This window comes from Pseudomonas sp. Marseille-Q5117 (assembly GCF_946901175.1).
Classification (GTDB): Bacteria; Pseudomonadota; Gammaproteobacteria; order Pseudomonadales; family Pseudomonadaceae; genus Aquipseudomonas; species Aquipseudomonas iranensis.
The window spans coordinates 18,974-37,419 of sequence record NZ_CAMPPP010000011.1 but is presented as its reverse complement, the minus strand read 5'-3'; the positions used below and the strand labels follow the sequence as shown (position 1 = coordinate 37,419).

The window sequence follows — 18,446 nt, the reverse complement described above, 5'->3', positions numbered from 1 at the left end:
ATGGCAATCCAGCTGCGGCGTCTGACAGCCGGCTATGTTAAAACCCTGTATCCGTTCAGCCTTGTCCTACAGGATTTCGCATGCCGTTCACCAGCAAACCGCTCTCGGGTCTGAAAATCATTGAATTGGGTACGCTGATCGCCGGGCCGTTTGCCTCGCGCATTTGCGGCGAATTCGGCGCCGAGGTGATCAAGATCGAATCGCCGGACGGCGGCGATCCCCTGCGCAAGTGGCGCAAATTGTACGAAGGCACCTCGTTGTGGTGGTTCGTCCAGGCGCGCAACAAGAAGTCGCTGACCCTCAATCTGAAACACCCCGACGGTTTGGCGATCCTGAAACAGCTGCTGGGCGAGGCCGACATCCTCATCGAGAATTTCCGCCCCGGCGTCTTGGAAAAACTCGGTCTGAGCTGGGAAACCCTGCACGCACTGAACCCGAAACTGGTGATGGTGCGCCTGTCCGGTTTCGGTCAGACCGGGCCGATGAAAGACCAGCCAGGTTTCGGTGCGGTCGGAGAATCCATGGGCGGTCTGCGGTACATCACCGGCTTCGAAGACCGGCCGCCGGTGCGTACCGGGATTTCCATCGGTGATTCGATTGCCGCGCTGTGGGGCGTGATCGGTGCGTTGATGGCGCTGCGTCATCGCGAGGTCAACGGCGGGCTGGGCCAAGTGGTCGACGTTGCGCTGTATGAAGCTATCTTCGCGATGATGGAAAGCATGGTGCCGGAGTTCGACGTGTTCGGTTTCATCCGCGAACGCAGCGGCAACATCATGCCGGGCATCACGCCCTCTTCGATTCATACCAGCGCCGATGGCAAGCATGTACAGATCGGTGCCAATGGTGATGCGATCTTCAAACGCTTCATGCTCGTGATTGGCCGCGAAGATCTTGCCAACGACCCGCTGCTGGCCAGTAACGACGGGCGTGACAGTCGCCGGGACGAGTTGTACGGCGTGATTGATCGCTGGGTCAATTCCTTACCGCTGCAGACTGTTCTCGACTTGCTCAATCAGGCCGACGTACCGGTCAGCCGGATCTTCAGCGCCGAGGACATGTTCAACGATCCTCAATATCTGGCGCGAGAGATGTTCCTGCATGCCAAGTTGCCGGACGGCAAGGACTTCAAGATGCCCGGCATCGTGCCGAAACTTTCCGAAACCCCAGGTTCATCCGAATGGGTCGGGCCGCAGTTGGGCGAACACAACGCGCAGGTGCTTGGCGATCTGGGCTACGACGCGGCGCAAATCACTCGGCTGCGTGAAGACGGGGCCATCTGAGCACCACCGGGCGCTTCGGTTTTCCAAGCAACAAACCGCGCACTGCGCAAACGCCGGGCAAAAGAAACCCCGAGAAGTGGGGAGACGACTCGGGGTTAAACGGGGTCTGCTTCGAGACCCGTAGCAGCAAGCGACAAGCACCGGAGCACAATGCTTGATCCTGCTGTTATGGGGTCTGACTGACAGGGATGCAGGAAGGTTCCCACAAAAAATATTTCATCTTTACAGGGCCGGACGCTTGTCCAGAGCTGCATTGCGCAACGCCGCAATCACGCAAGGTTCCAGCCGTCCTTCAGCGATCATCACGTCACGGTGCAGGCCGTCCACCACATCGGTCAGCAAGCGCTTGTCGCTCAACTGGGCCTGATTGAATTCGCGTTCCACCACAATGGCGCCGCTGCTGTTCTTCAGCGTCACCAGACATTCACCATGGCTGCCGCGAGGGGTCAGCGTCACCTGATACGGGCTCAGAGCCTCACCGAGCAATAGACTGATACTTTCCATCTCGATCTCCACTCAATAGTCCGAAAACACAGTGCCTGGGGCGTGTTCACATTAAATGACCACCGGCCCGAGAAGAAAGTTCTGCCTGTCGCGTCCCGACCTTGCGGGTCCGCGTCTGACAGAGCATGCACGGCGAAGATGACAGAAAAATATTCGCCGGTTTCAGGCCTCGATGAGCTCCTGCGGGGTGATCAGATAACTGTCCAGCAGACCTCTCATCAACACCGCCGAAACCGGCGTTTGCAGCCGTCCCAGCAGGCGCAGGCGTTGCTGGCGGAGCAGCGGCTCCAGATCACTCATCAAACTCTGCGCGACCGAGCCCAGCATAATCAGGGCACGCGCCTCATGGTGCGCCGCCAGATGATGAATCAAAGCCAGCCCATCGCCACCTTTGAGCTGCGGATCGCAAATGGCGATATCGACCGCGCCGCGATGCCCCAGTGAACTCAAGGCTGACGCCAGCGAAGGCGCGGTCAATACATCGTAGATGCCTATGGCATTGAGCATTTGATGCAATGCCATCAGCTGGAACGGGTTGGGTTCAAGAATCAGGACTTTAAGCGAGCGCATGGGCGACCTCTGGAGCGATCATCGCGGACTCTCACCGCAGTTGTCGTTCACTCTAGGGCAGGCGTCTTAAGCCTCCCATAAGAAAAGTAGTCGCGTCTTGCAGGACGTTTCCTTTCTTACTGCTGACATCTGCACCCGCTCTCGGTCCGGCGCTGAGTAATGTCGGTCCAGCCACCCAACAAACCGCGCAATTTACCGTCACCGCTGTAAAACGGCACCGTCCACTGATAGACCTCACGAGGCCCGCCATTGAACAGCAACTCTCGCTTGCTGAAGCGCGACTTGCGAGTCTGCAATTGCGCCATGAACTCGTCGTGAAGCATGCGCGCGGTGGCTTCGGGCAATGCATCAACCTCGACCAGCATACGTCCCAGCATTTGGTCCAGGCGCACCGACAGCGCCTCCTCGTAGCTGCGATTGCAGATGATCAGGCGTCCCTGCAGGTCGCGCACGAACACCGGATCCGGCATGGAATCGATCAGGGCGTGCTGAAAGGCCAATTGATCGCCCAGTTCCTTTTCCGCTTCGCAGCGCAACTTGATCACCGCCGCCAGACGCCTGCTCCAGACCAGCGACAATATTCCGAAAACACCAACCACGCCCATCACCCAGCATGCCCACTCGACCAATCGCTGCCAGATTGACGGCACGGGCGTCGGCGAGATGCCCTCCAGCCACTTGAGACGAATCGCCCGCAACTCCGCAGCAGGGAAAGCTTCCAGCGCCTTGTTGAGAATACTCAGCAGCTCCGGCATGCCTTTTCGTACAGCCAGGTGATCGGCTTCCCACTTGCCCTCCACCAGACCACCGACCTTGAGCATGCCCAACGGATACAACTGCGCGCCGATTTCGTTTTCGATCGTGGCGTAGGCCTCACCGCTCTCGACCAGTGCCCGCGCTTCGGCGTAGGTTTTCACCGAGCGTATTTGAATCGAGGGATAATCGCGCCGGATTACATCTTCCAGCGCATGGCGGGCTGGCAGCACCACCACGCGTTTCGCCAGTTGTTCGAAAGACTCGACGCTCGGCGCGCTGGCATGCCCGACGAACACCCAGCCCGCCCCGCCGAATGCATGACTGAAATCAAGAAACAGTCTTCGATCGTCACTCATCGCCAACGTCGTGCTGATATCCGCAACCCCGCTTTGCAGGCGTTCGAGCATGTGATCGGTGGAAAATGATTCCTGATGTTCGAATTGCAGCCCGGTCATCGCACTGACGCGCTTGAGCACATCATTGTTCAGACCGCTCCATTGCCCGTGCTCGTCCTGAAACAGATACAGCGGGTATTGCACCGACGCCACCGTTACCTTGGGGTTGTCGCGGATCCATTGCCGCTCCTGCGCGTCCAGTTCGACAGGCTGCACATGAACCTGCACATTCGCCTGATCGAGTGCCATTTGCGCTGCCATGGCGCTGTGTGTCCACCCCAGCACCGCCAACAAAAACAACCAGCCCAGTGCCGGTTTCAAACCTCTGTAAAACAGCATTGCCATTTCCTTCGTGATCGACTCACCCGTCCTTCGTGGGTGAAAACCCGAGCAGTGTGGCAGCAGAAACAAAAAAGCCCGTCAGGAGACGGGCTTCAAAATGTGACAGCTTTTACTGGCTTAAAGTGGCTTGCCGCGGTTGCCATGCTGGCTGACAAAGGCTTGCACGGCTTTCAGGTCGTTTGGCAGAACCGTGCAGCGCTCGTTTCGCTCAAACAAATCAGAAAGATGTGCAGGTAGTTCGAGCGCTTTTCCTACACCCGCTTTCTCTACTGCCTCAGGAAACTTGACCGGATGGGCAGTACCCAGGATCACCATCGGAATGTCCAGGCTACGACGGCATTCGCGCGCGGCTTTGACGCCGATTGCGGTGTGCGGATCAAGGACTTCGCCGCTCTGCTCGTAGACTTCAGCAATAGTTTCGCAGGTCTGTGCGTCGTCCACCGCCAGCGAGTCGAACAGCTTGCGCGCTTCGGTCCAGCGCTCTTGCTCGACGCTGAAGCTGCCGTCCTTTTTGAACGAGTCCATGAGGCCGGCAATCGCCGCACCGTTGCGACCGTGCAGGTCGAACAGCAGGCGCTCGAAGTTCGACGACACCATGATGTCCATCGAGGGCGACAACGTGGCGTGCAGGGTTTCCTTGACGTACTGGTTGCCGCTCATGAAGCGGTGCAGGATGTCGTTGCGGTTGGTCGCGACGATCAACTGATTGATCGGCAGGCCCATGTTGCGCGCCAGGTAGCCGGCGAAGATATCGCCGAAGTTGCCGGTCGGTACCGAGAACGATACAGAACGCGCCGGACCGCCCAACTGCAGTGCGGCGTGGAAGTAGTAAACGATCTGGGCCATGATCCGCGCCCAGTTGATCGAGTTCACCGCCACCAGACGCGTGCCTTTGAGGAAGCTCTGGTCGGCGAAGCTGTTCTTGACCATTTCCTGGCAGTCATCGAAGTTGCCTTCGATGGCGATGTTGTGGATGTTCTCGCCGAAAATCGTCGTCATCTGCCGACGCTGTACTTCAGATACTCGCTGGTGCGGGTGCAGGATGAAGATGTCGACGTTTTCGCAGTGTTTGCAGCCTTCGATGGCCGCAGAACCGGTGTCACCAGAGGTGGCACCGACAATCACCACGCGCTCACCGCGCTTTTCCAGCACGTAATCGAGCAGACGACCGAGCAGTTGCAGGGCGAAGTCCTTGAACGCCAGGGTCGGGCCGTGGAACAGCTCAAGCACCCATTCATTACCGTTCAACTGACGCAGTGGCGCCACGGCGCTGTGGGCGAACACACCGTAGGTTTCTTCGAGAATCTTCTTGAAATCGGCATCCGGAATGCTGCCGGTGACAAACGGGCGCATCACCCGGAAGGCCAGTTCGTGATACGGCAGGCCGGCCCAGGAAGCGATTTCTTCCTGAGTGAAACGTGGCAGGTTTTCCGGGACGTACAGACCGCCGTCGGTCGCCAGACCGGCCAGCAGGACCTCTTCGAAATTCAGGGCCGGGGCCTGGCCGCGAGTACTGATATATCGCATTTTTTTCAAACCTTCGGTTTGAGCTGCAAGCTGCAAGCTGCAAGTCGCAAGTAAAAGCCAGACTGCTTCTCTCTTGCCGCTTGCAGCTCGAAGCTTGCCGCTGCTTTTAGTTCAAATGTTCGACACGGATCCGTACAACCGGGCCGTCAACGCCAGCCAGTGCTTCCAGCGCGGTGATCGCATCATTGATGCGCTGCTCGACCACGCGGTGGGTCAGCAGAATCATCGGCACCAGACCGTCATGCTCTTCGACTTCCTTCTGCATGATCGATTCGATATTGATGCCGCGCTCCGACAGGATGCTCGCCACCTGGGCCAGTACGCCCGGATGGTCCTTGGCGTGAATGCGCAGGTAGTAAGCGCTTTCGCAGGCTTCGATCGGCAGGATCGGATGCGCCGACAGCGAGTCCGGCTGGAAGGCCAGGTGCGGCACACGGTTTTCCGGGTCGGAAGTCATGGCGCGAACCACGTCGACCAGGTCGGCGATCACCGACGAAGCGGTCGGCTCCATGCCAGCGCCAGCGCCGTAGAACAGCGTCGAACCGGCGGCGTCACCGTTGACCATTACCGCGTTCATTACGCCGTTGACGTTCGCGATCAGGCGATCGGCCGGAATCAGCGTCGGGTGCACGCGCAACTCGATGCCGGCGTCAGTGCTGCGCGCCACGCCGAGGTGCTTGATGCGATAGCCCAGCGCTTCGGCGTAGTTGACGTCGGCAGTGGTCAGTTTGGTGATGCCTTCGGTATAAGCCTTGTCGAATTGCAGCGGAATGCCGAAGGCAATCGACGCCAGAATGGTCAGCTTGTGCGCGGCATCGATGCCTTCGACATCGAAGGTCGGGTCAGCTTCGGCGTAACCCAGCGCTTGCGCTTCGGCAAGTACGTCTTCAAACGTACGGCCCTTCTCGCGCATTTCGGTGAGGATGAAGTTGCCGGTGCCGTTGATGATCCCGGCAACCCAGTTGATGCGGTTGGCGGACAGGCCTTCGCGGATCGCCTTGATCACCGGAATGCCACCGGCCACCGCTGCTTCGAATGCCACGATCACGCCTTTCTCGCGTGCCTTGGCGAAAATCTCATTACCGTGAACGGCTATCAGCGCCTTGTTCGCGGTGACCACATGCTTGCCATTCTCGATGGCCTTGAGTACCAGCTCGCGGGCAACGGTGTAGCCGCCCATCAGCTCTATGACGATGTCGATCTCAGGGTTCGTGGCCACTTCGAAGACATCGTTGGTAATCGCAATACCGGTCGTCTGGAACTGAGGCTTTGGCGTGCGCGTGGCAATTTGTGCCACTTCGATTCCACGCCCGGCACGACGAGCAATTTCCTCGGCGTTGCGCTGAAGTACGTTGAAGGTACCGCCACCGACGGTCCCTAACCCACAGATGCCTACTTTGACCGGATTCACTGTGAACTCCCCATGAAACGGCCGACACAGGGTCGGCCGGAAAACAACCGCGTGCTCGCGGCTCTCTGTTGATGGCCCGGCGCTGTTGCCGCCGGACCACGATCGTCAACGGTTGCCCGTGACGATGCGAATTACTTCGCGCCCAGCGCCAGTTTGGCGACTTGTGGCGCCGGCTGGTAGCCCGGAATGACTTGGCCGTCGGCCAAAACGATGGCCGGTGTACCGTTCACGCCGATCGACTGACCGAGGGCGAATTGTTTGGAAACCGGGTTATCGCACTTGGCGGCCTTGATTTCCTTGCCATCGACCATTTTGTCCATCGCGGCTTTCTTGTCTTTCGAGCACCACACTGCTTGCAGCTGCTCGTCACCCGGAGAATTCAGGCCTTGGCGCGGGAACGCCACGTAGCGCACTTCGATGCCGCGCTTGTTCAGCTCGGGCACTTCGGCATGCAGTTTGTGGCAGTACGGGCAGGTGGTGTCGGTAAACACGGTGATATGCGATTTGGTCTCGCCCACGGCCGGGTAGACCACGGTTTCGGCCACCGGGATGGCGTTGATCAATTTGGAAATGCCCAGGCGTTCGGTCTTCTCGGTCAGGTTGACCGGTTTGCCATTCGCGAGCTGATACAGGTTGCCCTGCACGATGTACTGGCCATCGGCACTGGCGTACAGCACGCGGCTGCCTTTGAGTTTGACTTCGTACATGCCAGGCAACGGGCTGGCACTGATGCTTTCGACCGGAACCTCGAGTTCGAGTTTTTCCAGGCTTTGACGAATGGCTTTGTCAGCCGCGTCGTCGGCGACGGCAAAGGTGCTCACCAACGCAATGGCGGCGGCGGCGAAAATCTGGGTCAGACGCATGAGTACTCCTGAGGGCGGGCCAATGAAACGATCAGAACGCCCGTGCGAAACACCGGGTCATAACCGTCCATCGTGCAAACCGGCAAAGCCTAACACATAAGGCCACGAGGGCCGAATGCGCCTGTCGCCACACACTCATGTGCAACTGACATACATTATTGTGGCGAGGGGATCTATCCCCGCTGGGTTGCGAAGCAGCCCTGAACCATCCACCGCGATCTTTCAGTCAAAATCGAGCCAGCGGGGTTTGCGACTGCTGCGCAGCCGAACGGGGATAAATCCCCTCGCCACAGGTCAGTGTTTCAACATTATGGGATGTGTCAGCCGCGTGGGTGGTGCTTGGCGTGCAGATCCTGCAATCGGGCGCGGGCGACATGGGTATAGATCTGCGTCGTAGAGAGGTCGCTGTGCCCGAGCAGCATCTGCACCACGCGCAAGTCCGCGCCATGGTTGAGCAGATGCGTGGCGAACGCGTGGCGCAAGGTGTGCGGCGACAGCGACTTGCTGATCCCGGCGACCTTGGCCTGATGCTTGATCCGATGCCAGAACGTCTGCCGGGTCATCTGCTCGCCGCGCTGGCTGGGGAACAGCACATCGCTGGGGCGGCCACCGAGCAACTCGCCACGACCATCACGCATATAGCGCTCGACCCAGACAATCGCCTCCTCGCCCATCGGCACCAGACGCTCCTTGCTGCCCTTGCCCATCACCCGCAATACGCCCTGGCGGAGGTTGACCTGCTCCAGCGTCAGGCTGATCAGCTCGGTTACGCGCAGGCCACAGGCGTACAGCACTTCCAGCATCGCGCGGTCGCGCTGGCCGATGGCTTCGCTCAGATCCGGCGCCTTGAGCAGTGCTTCGACATCGGCTTCCGACAGCGACTTGGGCAACGGCCGACCCAGTTGCGGCATGTCGACGCGTAACGTCGGGTCGACGCTGATCAGTTTTTCCCGCAGCAGATAGCGATAAAAGCCACGCACCCCGGAGAGAAATCTCGCGGTGGAGCGCGGCTTGTAGTTTTGCTCCAGCCGCCACGCCAGATGATCGAGGATCAACTCGCGACCGGCATTGATCAGCTCGAGATTTTTCTCCTGCAACCAGCCGTTGAACAGCGCGAGGTCACTGCGATAGGCGTCGCGGGTGTTGTCGGACAGGCCTTTCTCCAACCATAAAGCGTCGAGGAATTGGTCAATCAGCGGATGGTCGATGGCAGGCATGGGTGCTCGGGGGAGGCAGTTTTTCACACTGCGCGCAAATAGACAGTGAACGACGGGAATGGCCGCTAGTCTTTCATAGCCAGCCAGATCAAGGAACAGGGAGCATCAATGAACGAGCAGCAAATTCTTTTGGCATTTGGCGGGATCGGCGCGGCGGCGCTGGGTTGTCAGTGGCTGGCATGGCGCCTGAAGCTGCCGGCCATTCTGTTTCTGCTGCTGACCGGCATTCTGGCCGGCCCGCTGCTGGGTTGGCTCGACCCGCAGGAAATGTTCGGCCCGCTGCTGATGCCACTGGTGTCGCTGGCAGTGGCGCTGATCCTGTTCGAAGGCAGCCTGACCCTGCACCTGTCGGAATGGAAAGAGATCGGCAGCGTCGTCCATCGACTGGTGACCCTCGGTGCGATTTCGACCTGGATCGTCATCGCGGTGGCCACGCATTTCCTGCTCGGCTTCGACTGGATGCTGGCAATTCTGTTTGGCAGCCTGACGCTGGTCACCGGTCCGACCGTGATCGTGCCGATGCTGCGGGTGGTGCGGCCAAAAGCGTCGATTGCCAACATCCTGCGCTGGGAAGGCATCGTCATCGATCCGATCGGCGCTCTGCTCGCGGTCGTGGTGTACAGCTTCATCATCGCCAGCGCTGAAGGCCATGGCCTCAAGCAAAGTCTTCTCACCTTCGGCGGGGTGATTCTCTGCGGCGCCGTGTTTGGTGTCGTCGGGGGTTGGCTGCTGGGGACCGTGATCCGCCGTCAGTGGCTGCCGGAATACCTGCATAACCTGGCCTCGCTGGCAGCCGTGCTGGCGATTTTCATCGGTGCCAACCAAGTGATGCATGAGTCCGGACTGCTTGCGGTGACGCTGATGGGCATGTGGCTGGCCAACATGAAAGGCGTGGACGTGCGGCACATCCTGCACTTCAAAGAAAACCTCAGCGTGTTGCTGATTTCCGGGCTGTTCATCCTGCTCGCGGCGCGCCTGGACCTGAACGCTTTGATCGGTCTGGGACCGCTGGTGTTGATTCTGCTGTTGGTGATCCAGCTGATCGCCCGTCCGTTGAATGTTTTGCTTAGCACCGCCGGCTCCAGTCTGAGCTGGCGCGAACGGGCGTTGCTGTGCTGGATCGCGCCGCGCGGAATCGTCGCTGCGGCTGTCTCGGCGATTTTCGCGATTCGCCTGGATGAATCCGGGCATGAAGGCGCCCTGCTGCTGGTGCCGCTGACCTTTGCGGTAATCATCGGCACCGTGGTTTTGCAAAGCGCAACGGCGCGACCGCTGGCACGGCTGTTAAAGGTCGCCGAACCGGCGCCGAGCGGTTTTCTGATCGTTGGTGCCAATGGCCCGGCCCGTGAATTGGGCAAGTCGCTGCAACAGCTGGGCAGCCGCGTGCTGCTGACCGATTCGAGCTGGGAGAATATCCGCGCGGCACGTATGGAAGGCTTGCCGACCTATTTCGGCAATCCTGCGTCGCAGCATGCCGACGCGCATCTGGATCTGGTGGGATTGGGGCATTTGCTGGCACTGTCACCGTCGGGCGAGCTGAACACATTGGCGGCGATGCGCTTTCGTCATGACTTCGGTCATCAGCGCCTGTTCGGTCTGGCCAGCGGCCATGAAAGCCGCCGCAGCGATAAACATCGGGCGAGCCTGGAACACCGGGGCAATCAATTGGGCAGTGAGGCACTGACCTATTCGAAACTGGCCGGCCAGATGGGCCAGGGTGCCGAGCTGTACAGCACAACCTTGACGGATGGGTTTGGCTGGGAGGATTACCAAGCGCTGCATGGCAATCGCGCGACGCTACTGTTCATGCGTGATGACAGCGGCTGGGTGCATGTGGTGACACCGGAAACGGCGTTGAAGCCGGGGGCTGGGTGGACGTTGCAGGCGTTGATTCAACCGCAAGGTTCCAGCGCCTGACGGATCGATTCGCGAGCAGGCCCCACATTCGGACTTCTGTGGGAGCGAGCCTGCTCGCGAAGGCCGCGACTCGGTCAAAGATAGACTGAAGATCTTTGCAGCACAAATCGCAGGCAACAAAAAAGCAGCCCGCAGGCTGCTTTTTTCTGCATCGGAAGCTGGGCTTAAGCCAGTTTTTCCTTGATGCGTGCTGCTTTACCCGACAGGTCGCGCAGGTAGTAAAGCTTGGCTTTACGTACGTCACCGCGACGTTTGACAGCCATGCTGTCGATCTGCGGGGAGTAGGTCTGGAAAGTACGTTCTACGCCAACACCGTTGGAGATTTTACGAACGGTGAACGCACTGTTCACGCCGCGGTTACGCTTGGCGATTACAACGCCTTCGAACGCTTGCAGACGGGAACGATCACCTTCCTTCACTTTCACCTGAACGACAATAGTGTCGCCTGGGGCGAAGGTAGGGATTTCTTTAGTCATCTGCTCTGCTTCGAGTGCAAGGATGATTTTGTTGGTCATGCTGTGCTCCTAAGGTAAATCGTTCGATCTACCATCGATACGTTGTTAACTATCGTCCCGCTCGCGGATGTATTCCTCGAGCAGCTTCTTCTCTTCTCCAGAAAGCGAGCGGCTTTCCAGAAGATCGGCGCGTCGTTCATAGGTCCGACCAAGGGACTGCTGTAAACGCCAACGCCGGATATGCGCGTGATTGCCACTCAGCAACACGTCGGGAACACGCTGATCCGCATACACCTCCGGTCGGGTGTAGTGCGGGCAATCCAGCAGACCATCCGTAAAGGAATCTTCCTCAGCGGAATCCGCATGCCCTAAAGCTCCAGGCAGCAGTCGTGTAACCGCATCGATCAGGACCATGGCCGGCAGCTCGCCGCCAGACAGTACATAGTCGCCAATCGACCACTCTTCATCGACATGAGCCTCAATAAAGCGCTCGTCAATGCCTTCGTAGCGGCCGGCAATCAGGATCAATGCATCCGATTGTGCCAGCTCGCGTACCGCCGACTGAGTCAGTTGACGGCCTTGGGGGGACAGGTAAATCACCTTCGCCGCCTCCCCGGCTGCTGCCTTGGCCTGAGCCAGCGCATCTTCCAGGGGCTTGATCTTCATCACCATGCCCGGACCACCGCCAAACGGGCGATCGTCCACAGTGTGATGCCGATCCGTCGTGTAATCTCGCGGATTCCAACAGGTCAGCTGCAAGAGCCCCTGTTTGACCGCACGACTGGTGATGCCGTAATCGCCAATGGCGGAAAACATCTCGGGAAACAGACTGATCACTTCTACGCGCAAGTTAGCCACGTTCAGAAGTCCGCGTCCCAATCCACCTTCATCTCGCCCGCTTCCAGGTCGACGGCCAACACGCATTGCTCCGTATAGGGCAACAGGCGTTCGCGATCATCCAGGCTGCCAGCGCAAGGCTTGACGACCATTACATCATTGGCGCCGGTTTCCAGAAGATGATCGATTTTCCCGAGCAGTTGCCCAAGGGTGTCGATGACCTTCAGACCTTCCAGCTGGTACCAGTAGTACTCGCCTTCGGTCAATTCAGCGAACAGGTTGCGCGGCACGCAGATCTCATAACCGGCCAGAAGACGAGCTTCTTCACGATCATCGAGACCCTTGAGCTTGGCGACCAGGAACTTGTCGCTCCCGCGTCCACTGACCAGCTCGACCTGTTTGACATTGCCTTCGCGCTTGAGCGTCCAGGTTTTGTACTGCAACAGGTTTTCAGTCGGATCAGTAAAGGAATAAACCTTCACTTCGCCGCGAACGCCATGAACAGAATAAATTTTGCCAATAACGATCAAATCATCGGCAGGGGCTGGCGTCGCGTTCATATTGCTCAGGCCGCAGCCTTGGCAGATTCCTTCAACAACTGAGCAACGCGCTCAGAAGGTTGTGCACCAACGCTCAGCCAGTAGGCAACGCGCTCTTGGTTCACGGACAGACGGATTTCCTGACCACGGGCAACAGGGTTGAAGAAACCAACCTGTTCTTTGTGGGAGCCGTCACGCGGGTTACGCGAGTCGGTTACGGTCAGGTGGTAAAACGGGCGCTTTTTGGAGCCGCCAAGGGCAAGACGGATTGTTAGCATGTGAACATCGTTCCTGTAGTCGGTGCTGCAAATCTAAATGCACAGCGGGCATGGGTGCCCGAAAGGCCGCATATTCTAAGGAATATCCGGACTTTTGCAAATGACTTTTTCCGGCGCCCATGGCATGCCGTGCAGATTTGCATAGAGAGCCGTCGATAAAAACGGCCAGTCAGCTCCCGCCGAGTGCGGGTTTGCTGTTGATCCTGCGTCCTTGCAGGGTCTGCGCCGGTGCGACGACCGGCGAAGTCTTGGTGTCCTGTCTCACATTTTCGGCATGCCGCCGCCGGGCAACATACCGCCCATGCCGCGCATCATTTTTGCCATACCGCCCTTGGCGGTGAACTTCTTCATCATCTTCTGCATCTGCTTGTGCTGCTTGATCAAGCGGCCGATGTCCTGCACCTGCGTGCCGGAACCCATGGCGATCCGGCGCTTGCGCGAACCGCTGATCAGCTCAGGGTCGCGGCGCTCGGCCGGGGTCATGGAATTGATGATGGCTTCCATCTGCTTGAACTGCTTCTCTGCGGCGTTCTGGGCATTGCCCATCTGCGACAGGTTGACGCCGCCGATGCTCGGCAGCTTGTCCATGAGCCCGCCGAGGCCGCCCATGTTCTTCATCTGTTGCAGCTGATCGCGGAAGTCTTCGAGGTCGAAGCCCTTGCCCTTTTTCAGCTTCTTGGCCAGTTTGTCGGCCTTGTCCTTGTCCAGCGTCGCTTCGGCCTGTTCGATCAGGCTGAGCACGTCGCCCATGCCGAGGATCCGCGAGGCGATACGCTCAGGGTGGAACGGATCGAGCGCTTCGCTCTTCTCGCCCATACCGATGAACTTGATCGGCTTGCCGGTGATGGCGCGCACCGACAGCGCGGCACCGCCACGGGCGTCGCCGTCGACCTTGGTCAGGATCACACCGGTCAACGGCAGCGCATCGCCGAAGGCCTTGGCCGTGTTGGCGGCGTCCTGACCGGTCATGGCGTCGACCACGAACAGGGTTTCGACCGGGTTGATCGCAGCGTGCAGCGCCTTGATCTCGCCCATCATTTCTTCGTCGATGTGCAGACGACCGGCGGTGTCGACGATGACCACGTCGATGAATTTCAGTTTTGCTTCTTTAATAGCCGCGTTGGCGATGTCGACCGGCTTCTGGCTCAGGTCGGACGGGAAGAACGTCACGCCGATGTCGTTGGCCAGGGTTTCCAGCTGTTTGATCGCCGCCGGACGATAGATGTCCGCCGAAACAACCATGACCGACTTCTTCTTGCGCTCTTTGAGGAAGCGCGCCAGTTTGCCGGCGGTGGTGGTTTTACCCGCGCCCTGCAGACCGGCCATCAGAATCACGGCTGGCGGAACGGCGCTCAGGTTGAGGTCTTCGTTGGCCGCGCCCATCAGGCTTTCGAGTTCGGCCTGGACGATCTTCACGAACGCCTGGCCCGGCGTCAGGCTGCGCGACACCTCGGTGCCAACAGCGCGCTCCTTGACCGAATTGACGAAGTCCTTGACCACCGGCAATGCGACGTCAGCTTCGAGCAACGCCATGCGCACTTCACGCAGGGTGTCTTTGATATTGTCCTCGGTCAGCTTCGCCTTGCCGGTGACATGGCGCAGCGTCTGCGAGAGACGGTCGGTTAAGTTTTCAAACATTGCGCGATCCTTTCAGGCCCTGTACGAACCGGGATAATGGCGGCCCAGACCGGAATCAACATGTGCTCGGCGAGCCTGCGGCGTGGGCAGGTCGCGGATTATAGCGAAGACTGCGGCCGGCGGACACCTCGCCGTCAGCTTGCGGAGTCTTTCGTGCCGTGGCGGTTCTATGCCAAACTCAGCGCCTTTCGGGCTCGCCTAACAGGATTTATGCTCCCCTTGTCACCCAGTTTGCTGACCACCCTCGCCGCCGCCCTGCTCTATGCCGCTGCGACCGTCTATCAAAGCACCCGCCTGGCCACCGGCGCCAAGGCGAACAAGCGCCTGCTGGTCAGCCTCGGCGTCTTCGCCGTGCTCGCCCACGGCGCCAGCCTGCTTACACATCTATTGACCCCGATCGGCCTTGGCCTGGACTTTTTCAGCGCGTCCAGCCTGATTGCCGCTGCGGTAATCGCCCTGACCCTGCTCGCCTGTTCGCGGATCCCGGTGGAGAACCTGCTGGTGTTGCTGTTCCCGCTGGGCGCGATCACGGTATTGCTGGCGCAGTTCGCGCCGACCGGCACGGTGCAGATCATCGATGAAGAGCCGGGCATCCTCGCGCACATTCTATTGTCGATCCTCGCTTACGGCATGTTCACCATCGCCGTGTTCCAAGCGTTGCTGCTGCTGGTTCAGGACCATCAGCTCAAGCACAAGCACCCGTCCGGGCTGATCAAGAACTTCCCGCCCCTGCAAACCATGGAAAGTCTGCTGTTCGGCTTTCTCTGGGCCGGCTGGACGCTGCTGTCGCTGTCGCTGATTTCCGGCTGGCTGTTCGTCGAGAACCTGTTCGCCCAGCATCTGGTGCACAAGACCCTGCTGGCCTGCTTGGCATGGATCGTCTTCAGCGTGCTGTTGTGGGGCCGCAACCGTCTGGGCTGGCGCGGCCACAAGGCGATTCGCTGGACCCTCGCCGGTTTCTGCCTGCTGATGCTGGCGTACTTCGGCAGCAAACTGGTTCGTGAATACATTCTGCACATCTGACGGGCGGTATAAATGGACGGTTTGCCCATAGGGCCGATGCTCGCGGTATTTGTCCTGCTGATTTTATGGTCAGGGCTGTTTACCGCCGTCGAAATCGCGCAGCAGCACCTGCTCGCGCAACGTATCGCCTCGCGCGCCAGCGATAAACCGCTGGCGAAGCTGAGCTTCCCGCTCGACAGCCTGATCCTCTGCAACACCCTGTGCCGCGCCCTCGCAGTGATCATCGCGACGCTGCTGGCGATTTTCCTCTGCGAAGAAAACGGCCCGTGGGCGGCCTGCCTGGGCGCCGGTGGCATCCTGTTGGTGTTCGCCGATTATTTCCCGCGCACCGTGGCTCGGCGCTATCCGGACGCCGTGCTGGCGTTCGGCAATACCCTGCTGGCCGTGCCGATGAAAATCGTCTACCCGTTCGCGTGGCTGTTCAGCCGGGTCAGCGCTTTGTTGATGACGCCGTTCACGCGCAAGGCGCAGGTGGTGCAACAGAGCGAGGACGAGTTGCCGGCCGATCACGATGAGGATCACGACCATCCGGTCCGCAGCCATCCGGTATCGGGCATTCATGCGCTGGACAACATCACGGTCAATGACATTCTCGTGCCGCGCAGTGACGTCGACGGCATCAACCTCGACGATTCGATCGAAGAGATCATCGAGCAACTGCGCGAGAACAAGCGCACGCGTCTGCCGGTGTTTCACAGCGACATCAATCAGGTCGAAGCGGTGCTCAACACTCGCCAGATCGGCCATTTGCTGAGCAACGGTGGATTGACCCGCGAGGCACTGCTGGCCGCCAGCTACGAGCCCTACTTCGTCCCGGAAAGCACGCCGCTGCAACTGCAACTGCTGAACTTCCACAAGCAGCAACGCCGCCTCGGCATGGTCGTCGATGAATACGGCGAAGTGCTGGGCATCGTCACCCTTGAAGACATTCTCGAAGAGATCGTCGGCGAGTTCGAAAGCGAGCACAGCCTCGATAATCCGCATATTCATCCGCAGACTGATGGACGCATGGTCATTGATGGCGCTGCGTCGATTCGCGATCTGAACAAATGCCTGGGCTGGCATTTGCCGAGCGACGGGCCGAAGACGCTCAATGGATTGGTGACTGAGGCATTGGAGACGATTCCTGAAAGTGCTGTTTGTCTGAAGATCGGGCGTTATCGACTGGAGATTCTGGAGACTGAGGAGAACCGGGTGAGCAAAGTGTTGATCTGGCTGACCTCTTCGGTGCCTGCTCTGGTGCCCGCTCGATAAAGCTGCATTGTTTGCGCTTGTTTGATCGTTAGCCCCCTTCCTATAATCGAGGCGCTTACCCAAGCGCCGTCGATCCCTGTGCCTACCCGGCACTGCCCGGATCCTGACCGTTTCCGCTGCAAACCGACGACTGTTCCTACTCGAAACAGCGCTCGCGCCCTACCCCACATCCCTGGGTGTTCGACCATAATAATTCGCTCCACTGGAGCTCATGACTGTCAGGGATCACCGCATGACGACCCATACCGCTTACAGCGAAACCGCGCCTGCCCAGCCGACCAATTCCGCCACCCGCGTGGCCACGGCAAGCTTCATCGGCACCGCCATCGAGTTCTACGACTTCTACGTTTACGCCACTGCTGCGGCACTGGTGATCGGGCCGGTGTTCTTTCCGCAGACCTCCGGCACGGCGCAGATGCTTTCCGCTTTTCTCACTTTCGGCATTGCCTTCCTCGCCCGACCACTGGGTTCGGCACTGTTTGGCCACTTCGGCGACCGTATCGGTCGTAAATCGACGCTGGTCGCCTCGCTGCTGTTGATGGGCGTGTGCACCACCTTGATTGGCGTGTTGCCGGGCTACGACAGCATTGGTGCCTGGGCGCCGATTCTGCTGTGCGTGCTGCGTTTCGGTCAGGGCTTGGGTCTTGGCGGCGAATGGGGCGGGGCGGCGCTGCTGGCCACGGAAAACGCGCCGAAGGGCAAACGCGCGTGGTTCGGCATGTTCCCGCAGCTCGGTCCATCGATTGGTTTTCTTGCGGCCAACGGCCTGTTCCTGACCTTGGCGATGACGCTGGATGACGAACAGTTTCGCAGTTGGGGCTGGCGCATTCCGTTTCTGCTCAGTGCGGCGCTGGTGATGGTCGGCCTGTATGTGCGCCTGAAATTGCATGAAACGCCAGTGTTCGCCAATGCGATCGCCCGTCAGGAGCGAGTCAAGGTGCCGCTGGTCGAGCTGTTCAGCCAATACTGGGCGCCGACCCTGCTCGGGGCGGCGGCGATGGTGGTCTGCTATGCGCTGTTCTATATCTCGACGGTGTTTTCCCTGAGCTACGGCGTATCGACGCTGGGTTACAGCCGCGAGACTTTCCTTGGCCTGCTGTGCTTTGCCGTGTTGTTCATGGCCGCCGCGACGCCTTTGTCGGCCTGGGCCAGCGACCGTTACGGGCGCAAACCGGTGCTGATCATCGGTGGCGTGCTGGCGATTCTGTCCGGTTTTCTGATGGAGCCGTTGCTGACGCAGGGCACGACCTGGGGCGTGGCGCTGTTTCTGTGCATCGAGCTGTTTTTGATGGGCGTGACATTCGCACCGATGGGCGCGCTGTTGCCTGAGCTGTTTCCGACCCACGTGCGTTATACCGGCGCTTCGGCGGCGTACAACCTGGGAGGGATCGTCGGAGCATCGGCGGCGCCGTTCTTTGCGCAGAAACTGGTGGCGATGGGTGGGTTGAGCTATGTCGGCGGGTATGTGTCGGCGGCGGCGGTGTTGAGTCTGATTGCGGTGCTCTGTTTGAAGGAGACGCGCAACAACGATCTGAATCAGGTTGCCTGACAGATCGCTATCGCGGGCAAGCCCGCTCCCACAGGGTTTTGGGATTGGTCACAGATTCGTGCTCACCCAATCCCATGTGGGAGCTAGCCTG

The 18,446-nt window shown here is 59.5% G+C and carries 17 protein-coding genes; 5 read left to right on the top strand and 12 right to left on the bottom strand.

Annotated elements, in window-relative coordinates:
* Positions 1 to 80 precede the first annotated feature (80 nt).
* Positions 81 to 1,280 (top strand): CaiB/BaiF CoA transferase family protein, encoded by a 1,200-nt coding sequence (locus OC605_RS17675; RefSeq protein WP_262138478.1) that lies wholly within the window; start codon positions 81 to 83, stop codon positions 1,278 to 1,280.
* Positions 1,281 to 1,502: 222 nt separating this feature from the next.
* Here the strand turns inward: OC605_RS17675 and OC605_RS17670 are convergent, their stop codons facing one another.
* From OC605_RS17670 to xerD, 7 genes are all read right to left on the bottom strand, one after another.
* On the bottom strand, positions 1,503 to 1,784 hold the full coding sequence (locus OC605_RS17670; protein ID WP_016771530.1) for a DUF3509 domain-containing protein: 282 nt from the start codon (positions 1,782 to 1,784) through the stop codon (positions 1,503 to 1,505).
* A gap of 162 nt (positions 1,785 to 1,946) precedes the next feature.
* Positions 1,947 to 2,354: a response regulator gene (locus OC605_RS17665; RefSeq protein WP_133334906.1), complete on the bottom strand. Its 408-nt coding sequence runs from the start codon at positions 2,352 to 2,354 to the stop codon at positions 1,947 to 1,949.
* Positions 2,355 to 2,470: 116 nt separating this feature from the next.
* Positions 2,471 to 3,844, bottom strand: coding sequence for a transporter substrate-binding domain-containing protein (locus tag OC605_RS17660; RefSeq protein WP_133334904.1), 1,374 nt, complete (start codon positions 3,842 to 3,844; stop codon positions 2,471 to 2,473).
* A 120-nt stretch (positions 3,845 to 3,964) separates the two neighbouring features.
* The gene (gene thrC, locus OC605_RS17655; protein ID WP_133334902.1) at positions 3,965 to 5,374 is read right to left on the bottom strand and encodes a threonine synthase; all 1,410 of its coding nucleotides are present in this window, start codon (positions 5,372 to 5,374) and stop codon (positions 3,965 to 3,967) included.
* A gap of 106 nt (positions 5,375 to 5,480) precedes the next feature.
* On the bottom strand, positions 5,481 to 6,785 hold the full coding sequence (locus OC605_RS17650; RefSeq protein ID WP_024011722.1) for a homoserine dehydrogenase: 1,305 nt from the start codon (positions 6,783 to 6,785) through the stop codon (positions 5,481 to 5,483).
* 131 nt (positions 6,786 to 6,916) lie between these two features.
* A complete protein-coding gene (dsbC, locus tag OC605_RS17645; protein WP_016771534.1) occupies positions 6,917 to 7,648 on the bottom strand; it encodes a bifunctional protein-disulfide isomerase/oxidoreductase DsbC in 732 nt (243 codons plus the stop codon).
* 320 nt (positions 7,649 to 7,968) lie between these two features.
* The gene (gene xerD / locus OC605_RS17640; protein ID WP_071174488.1) at positions 7,969 to 8,865 is read right to left on the bottom strand and encodes a site-specific tyrosine recombinase XerD; all 897 of its coding nucleotides are present in this window, start codon (positions 8,863 to 8,865) and stop codon (positions 7,969 to 7,971) included.
* Between the two features lie 108 nt (positions 8,866 to 8,973).
* Between xerD and OC605_RS17635 the strand changes: the two genes are divergently transcribed.
* Entirely contained in the window at positions 8,974 to 10,782 is a 1,809-nt protein-coding gene (locus tag OC605_RS17635) for a cation:proton antiporter (protein WP_262138474.1), read from the top strand.
* Between the two features lie 164 nt (positions 10,783 to 10,946).
* On the opposite strand, the gene rplS is transcribed toward OC605_RS17635, so the two are convergent.
* The 5 genes from rplS to ffh form a co-directional block, all read right to left on the bottom strand.
* Positions 10,947 to 11,297: a 50S ribosomal protein L19 gene (gene rplS / locus OC605_RS17630; protein ID WP_003175895.1), complete on the bottom strand. Its 351-nt coding sequence runs from the start codon at positions 11,295 to 11,297 to the stop codon at positions 10,947 to 10,949.
* Between the two features lie 45 nt (positions 11,298 to 11,342).
* Positions 11,343 to 12,095 carry a tRNA (guanosine(37)-N1)-methyltransferase TrmD gene (gene trmD / locus OC605_RS17625; RefSeq protein WP_038860625.1) on the bottom strand — a complete coding sequence of 251 codons (753 nt, stop codon included), beginning with the start codon at positions 12,093 to 12,095 and terminating at the stop codon, positions 11,343 to 11,345.
* Positions 12,096 to 12,097: 2 nt separating this feature from the next.
* The gene (rimM, locus tag OC605_RS17620) at positions 12,098 to 12,634 is read right to left on the bottom strand and encodes a ribosome maturation factor RimM (RefSeq protein WP_016771538.1); all 537 of its coding nucleotides are present in this window, start codon (positions 12,632 to 12,634) and stop codon (positions 12,098 to 12,100) included.
* A gap of 5 nt (positions 12,635 to 12,639) precedes the next feature.
* Entirely contained in the window at positions 12,640 to 12,891 is a 252-nt protein-coding gene (gene rpsP, locus OC605_RS17615) for a 30S ribosomal protein S16 (protein ID WP_003185073.1), read from the bottom strand.
* 261 nt (positions 12,892 to 13,152) lie between these two features.
* Entirely contained in the window at positions 13,153 to 14,529 is a 1,377-nt protein-coding gene (gene ffh, locus OC605_RS17610) for a signal recognition particle protein (RefSeq protein ID WP_007967791.1), read from the bottom strand.
* A 210-nt stretch (positions 14,530 to 14,739) separates the two neighbouring features.
* On the opposite strand from ffh, the gene OC605_RS17605 reads away from it, so the two are divergent.
* The 3 genes from OC605_RS17605 (at position 14,740) to OC605_RS17595 (ending at position 18,355) form a co-directional block, all read left to right on the top strand.
* Entirely contained in the window at positions 14,740 to 15,552 is an 813-nt protein-coding gene (locus OC605_RS17605) for an inner membrane protein YpjD (protein ID WP_016771539.1), read from the top strand.
* A gap of 12 nt (positions 15,553 to 15,564) precedes the next feature.
* Entirely contained in the window at positions 15,565 to 16,806 is a 1,242-nt protein-coding gene (locus OC605_RS17600; protein WP_262138470.1) for a CNNM domain-containing protein, read from the top strand.
* 232 nt (positions 16,807 to 17,038) lie between these two features.
* Positions 17,039 to 18,355 (top strand): MFS transporter, encoded by a 1,317-nt coding sequence (locus tag OC605_RS17595; protein ID WP_262138468.1) that lies wholly within the window; start codon positions 17,039 to 17,041, stop codon positions 18,353 to 18,355.
* Positions 18,356 to 18,446 lie beyond the last annotated feature (91 nt).

What these genes read in the sequence shown, in the direction of transcription:
- OC605_RS17675 (WP_262138478.1), top strand. Translation starts at nt 81, where the DNA reads ATGCCGTTCACCAGCAAACCGCTCTCGGGTCTGAAAATCATTGAATTG.
- OC605_RS17670 (WP_016771530.1), bottom strand. Translation starts at nt 1,784, where the DNA reads ATGGAAAGTATCAGTCTATTGCTCGGTGAGGCTCTGAGCCCGTATCAG.
- OC605_RS17665 (WP_133334906.1), bottom strand. Translation starts at nt 2,354, where the DNA reads ATGCGCTCGCTTAAAGTCCTGATTCTTGAACCCAACCCGTTCCAGCTG.
- OC605_RS17660 (WP_133334904.1), bottom strand. Translation starts at nt 3,844, where the DNA reads ATGCTGTTTTACAGAGGTTTGAAACCGGCACTGGGCTGGTTGTTTTTG.
- thrC (WP_133334902.1), bottom strand. Translation starts at nt 5,374, where the DNA reads ATGCGATATATCAGTACTCGCGGCCAGGCCCCGGCCCTGAATTTCGAA.
- dsbC (WP_016771534.1), bottom strand. Translation starts at nt 7,648, where the DNA reads ATGCGTCTGACCCAGATTTTCGCCGCCGCCGCCATTGCGTTGGTGAGC.
- xerD (WP_071174488.1), bottom strand. Translation starts at nt 8,865, where the DNA reads ATGCCTGCCATCGACCATCCGCTGATTGACCAATTCCTCGACGCTTTA.
- OC605_RS17635 (WP_262138474.1), top strand. Translation starts at nt 8,974, where the DNA reads ATGAACGAGCAGCAAATTCTTTTGGCATTTGGCGGGATCGGCGCGGCG.
- rplS (WP_003175895.1), bottom strand. Translation starts at nt 11,297, where the DNA reads ATGACCAACAAAATCATCCTTGCACTCGAAGCAGAGCAGATGACTAAA.
- rimM (WP_016771538.1), bottom strand. Translation starts at nt 12,634, where the DNA reads ATGAACGCGACGCCAGCCCCTGCCGATGATTTGATCGTTATTGGCAAA.
- rpsP (WP_003185073.1), bottom strand. Translation starts at nt 12,891, where the DNA reads ATGCTAACAATCCGTCTTGCCCTTGGCGGCTCCAAAAAGCGCCCGTTT.
- ffh (WP_007967791.1), bottom strand. Translation starts at nt 14,529, where the DNA reads ATGTTTGAAAACTTAACCGACCGTCTCTCGCAGACGCTGCGCCATGTC.
- OC605_RS17605 (WP_016771539.1), top strand. Translation starts at nt 14,740, where the DNA reads ATGCTCCCCTTGTCACCCAGTTTGCTGACCACCCTCGCCGCCGCCCTG.
- OC605_RS17600 (WP_262138470.1), top strand. Translation starts at nt 15,565, where the DNA reads ATGGACGGTTTGCCCATAGGGCCGATGCTCGCGGTATTTGTCCTGCTG.
- OC605_RS17595 (WP_262138468.1), top strand. Translation starts at nt 17,039, where the DNA reads ATGACGACCCATACCGCTTACAGCGAAACCGCGCCTGCCCAGCCGACC.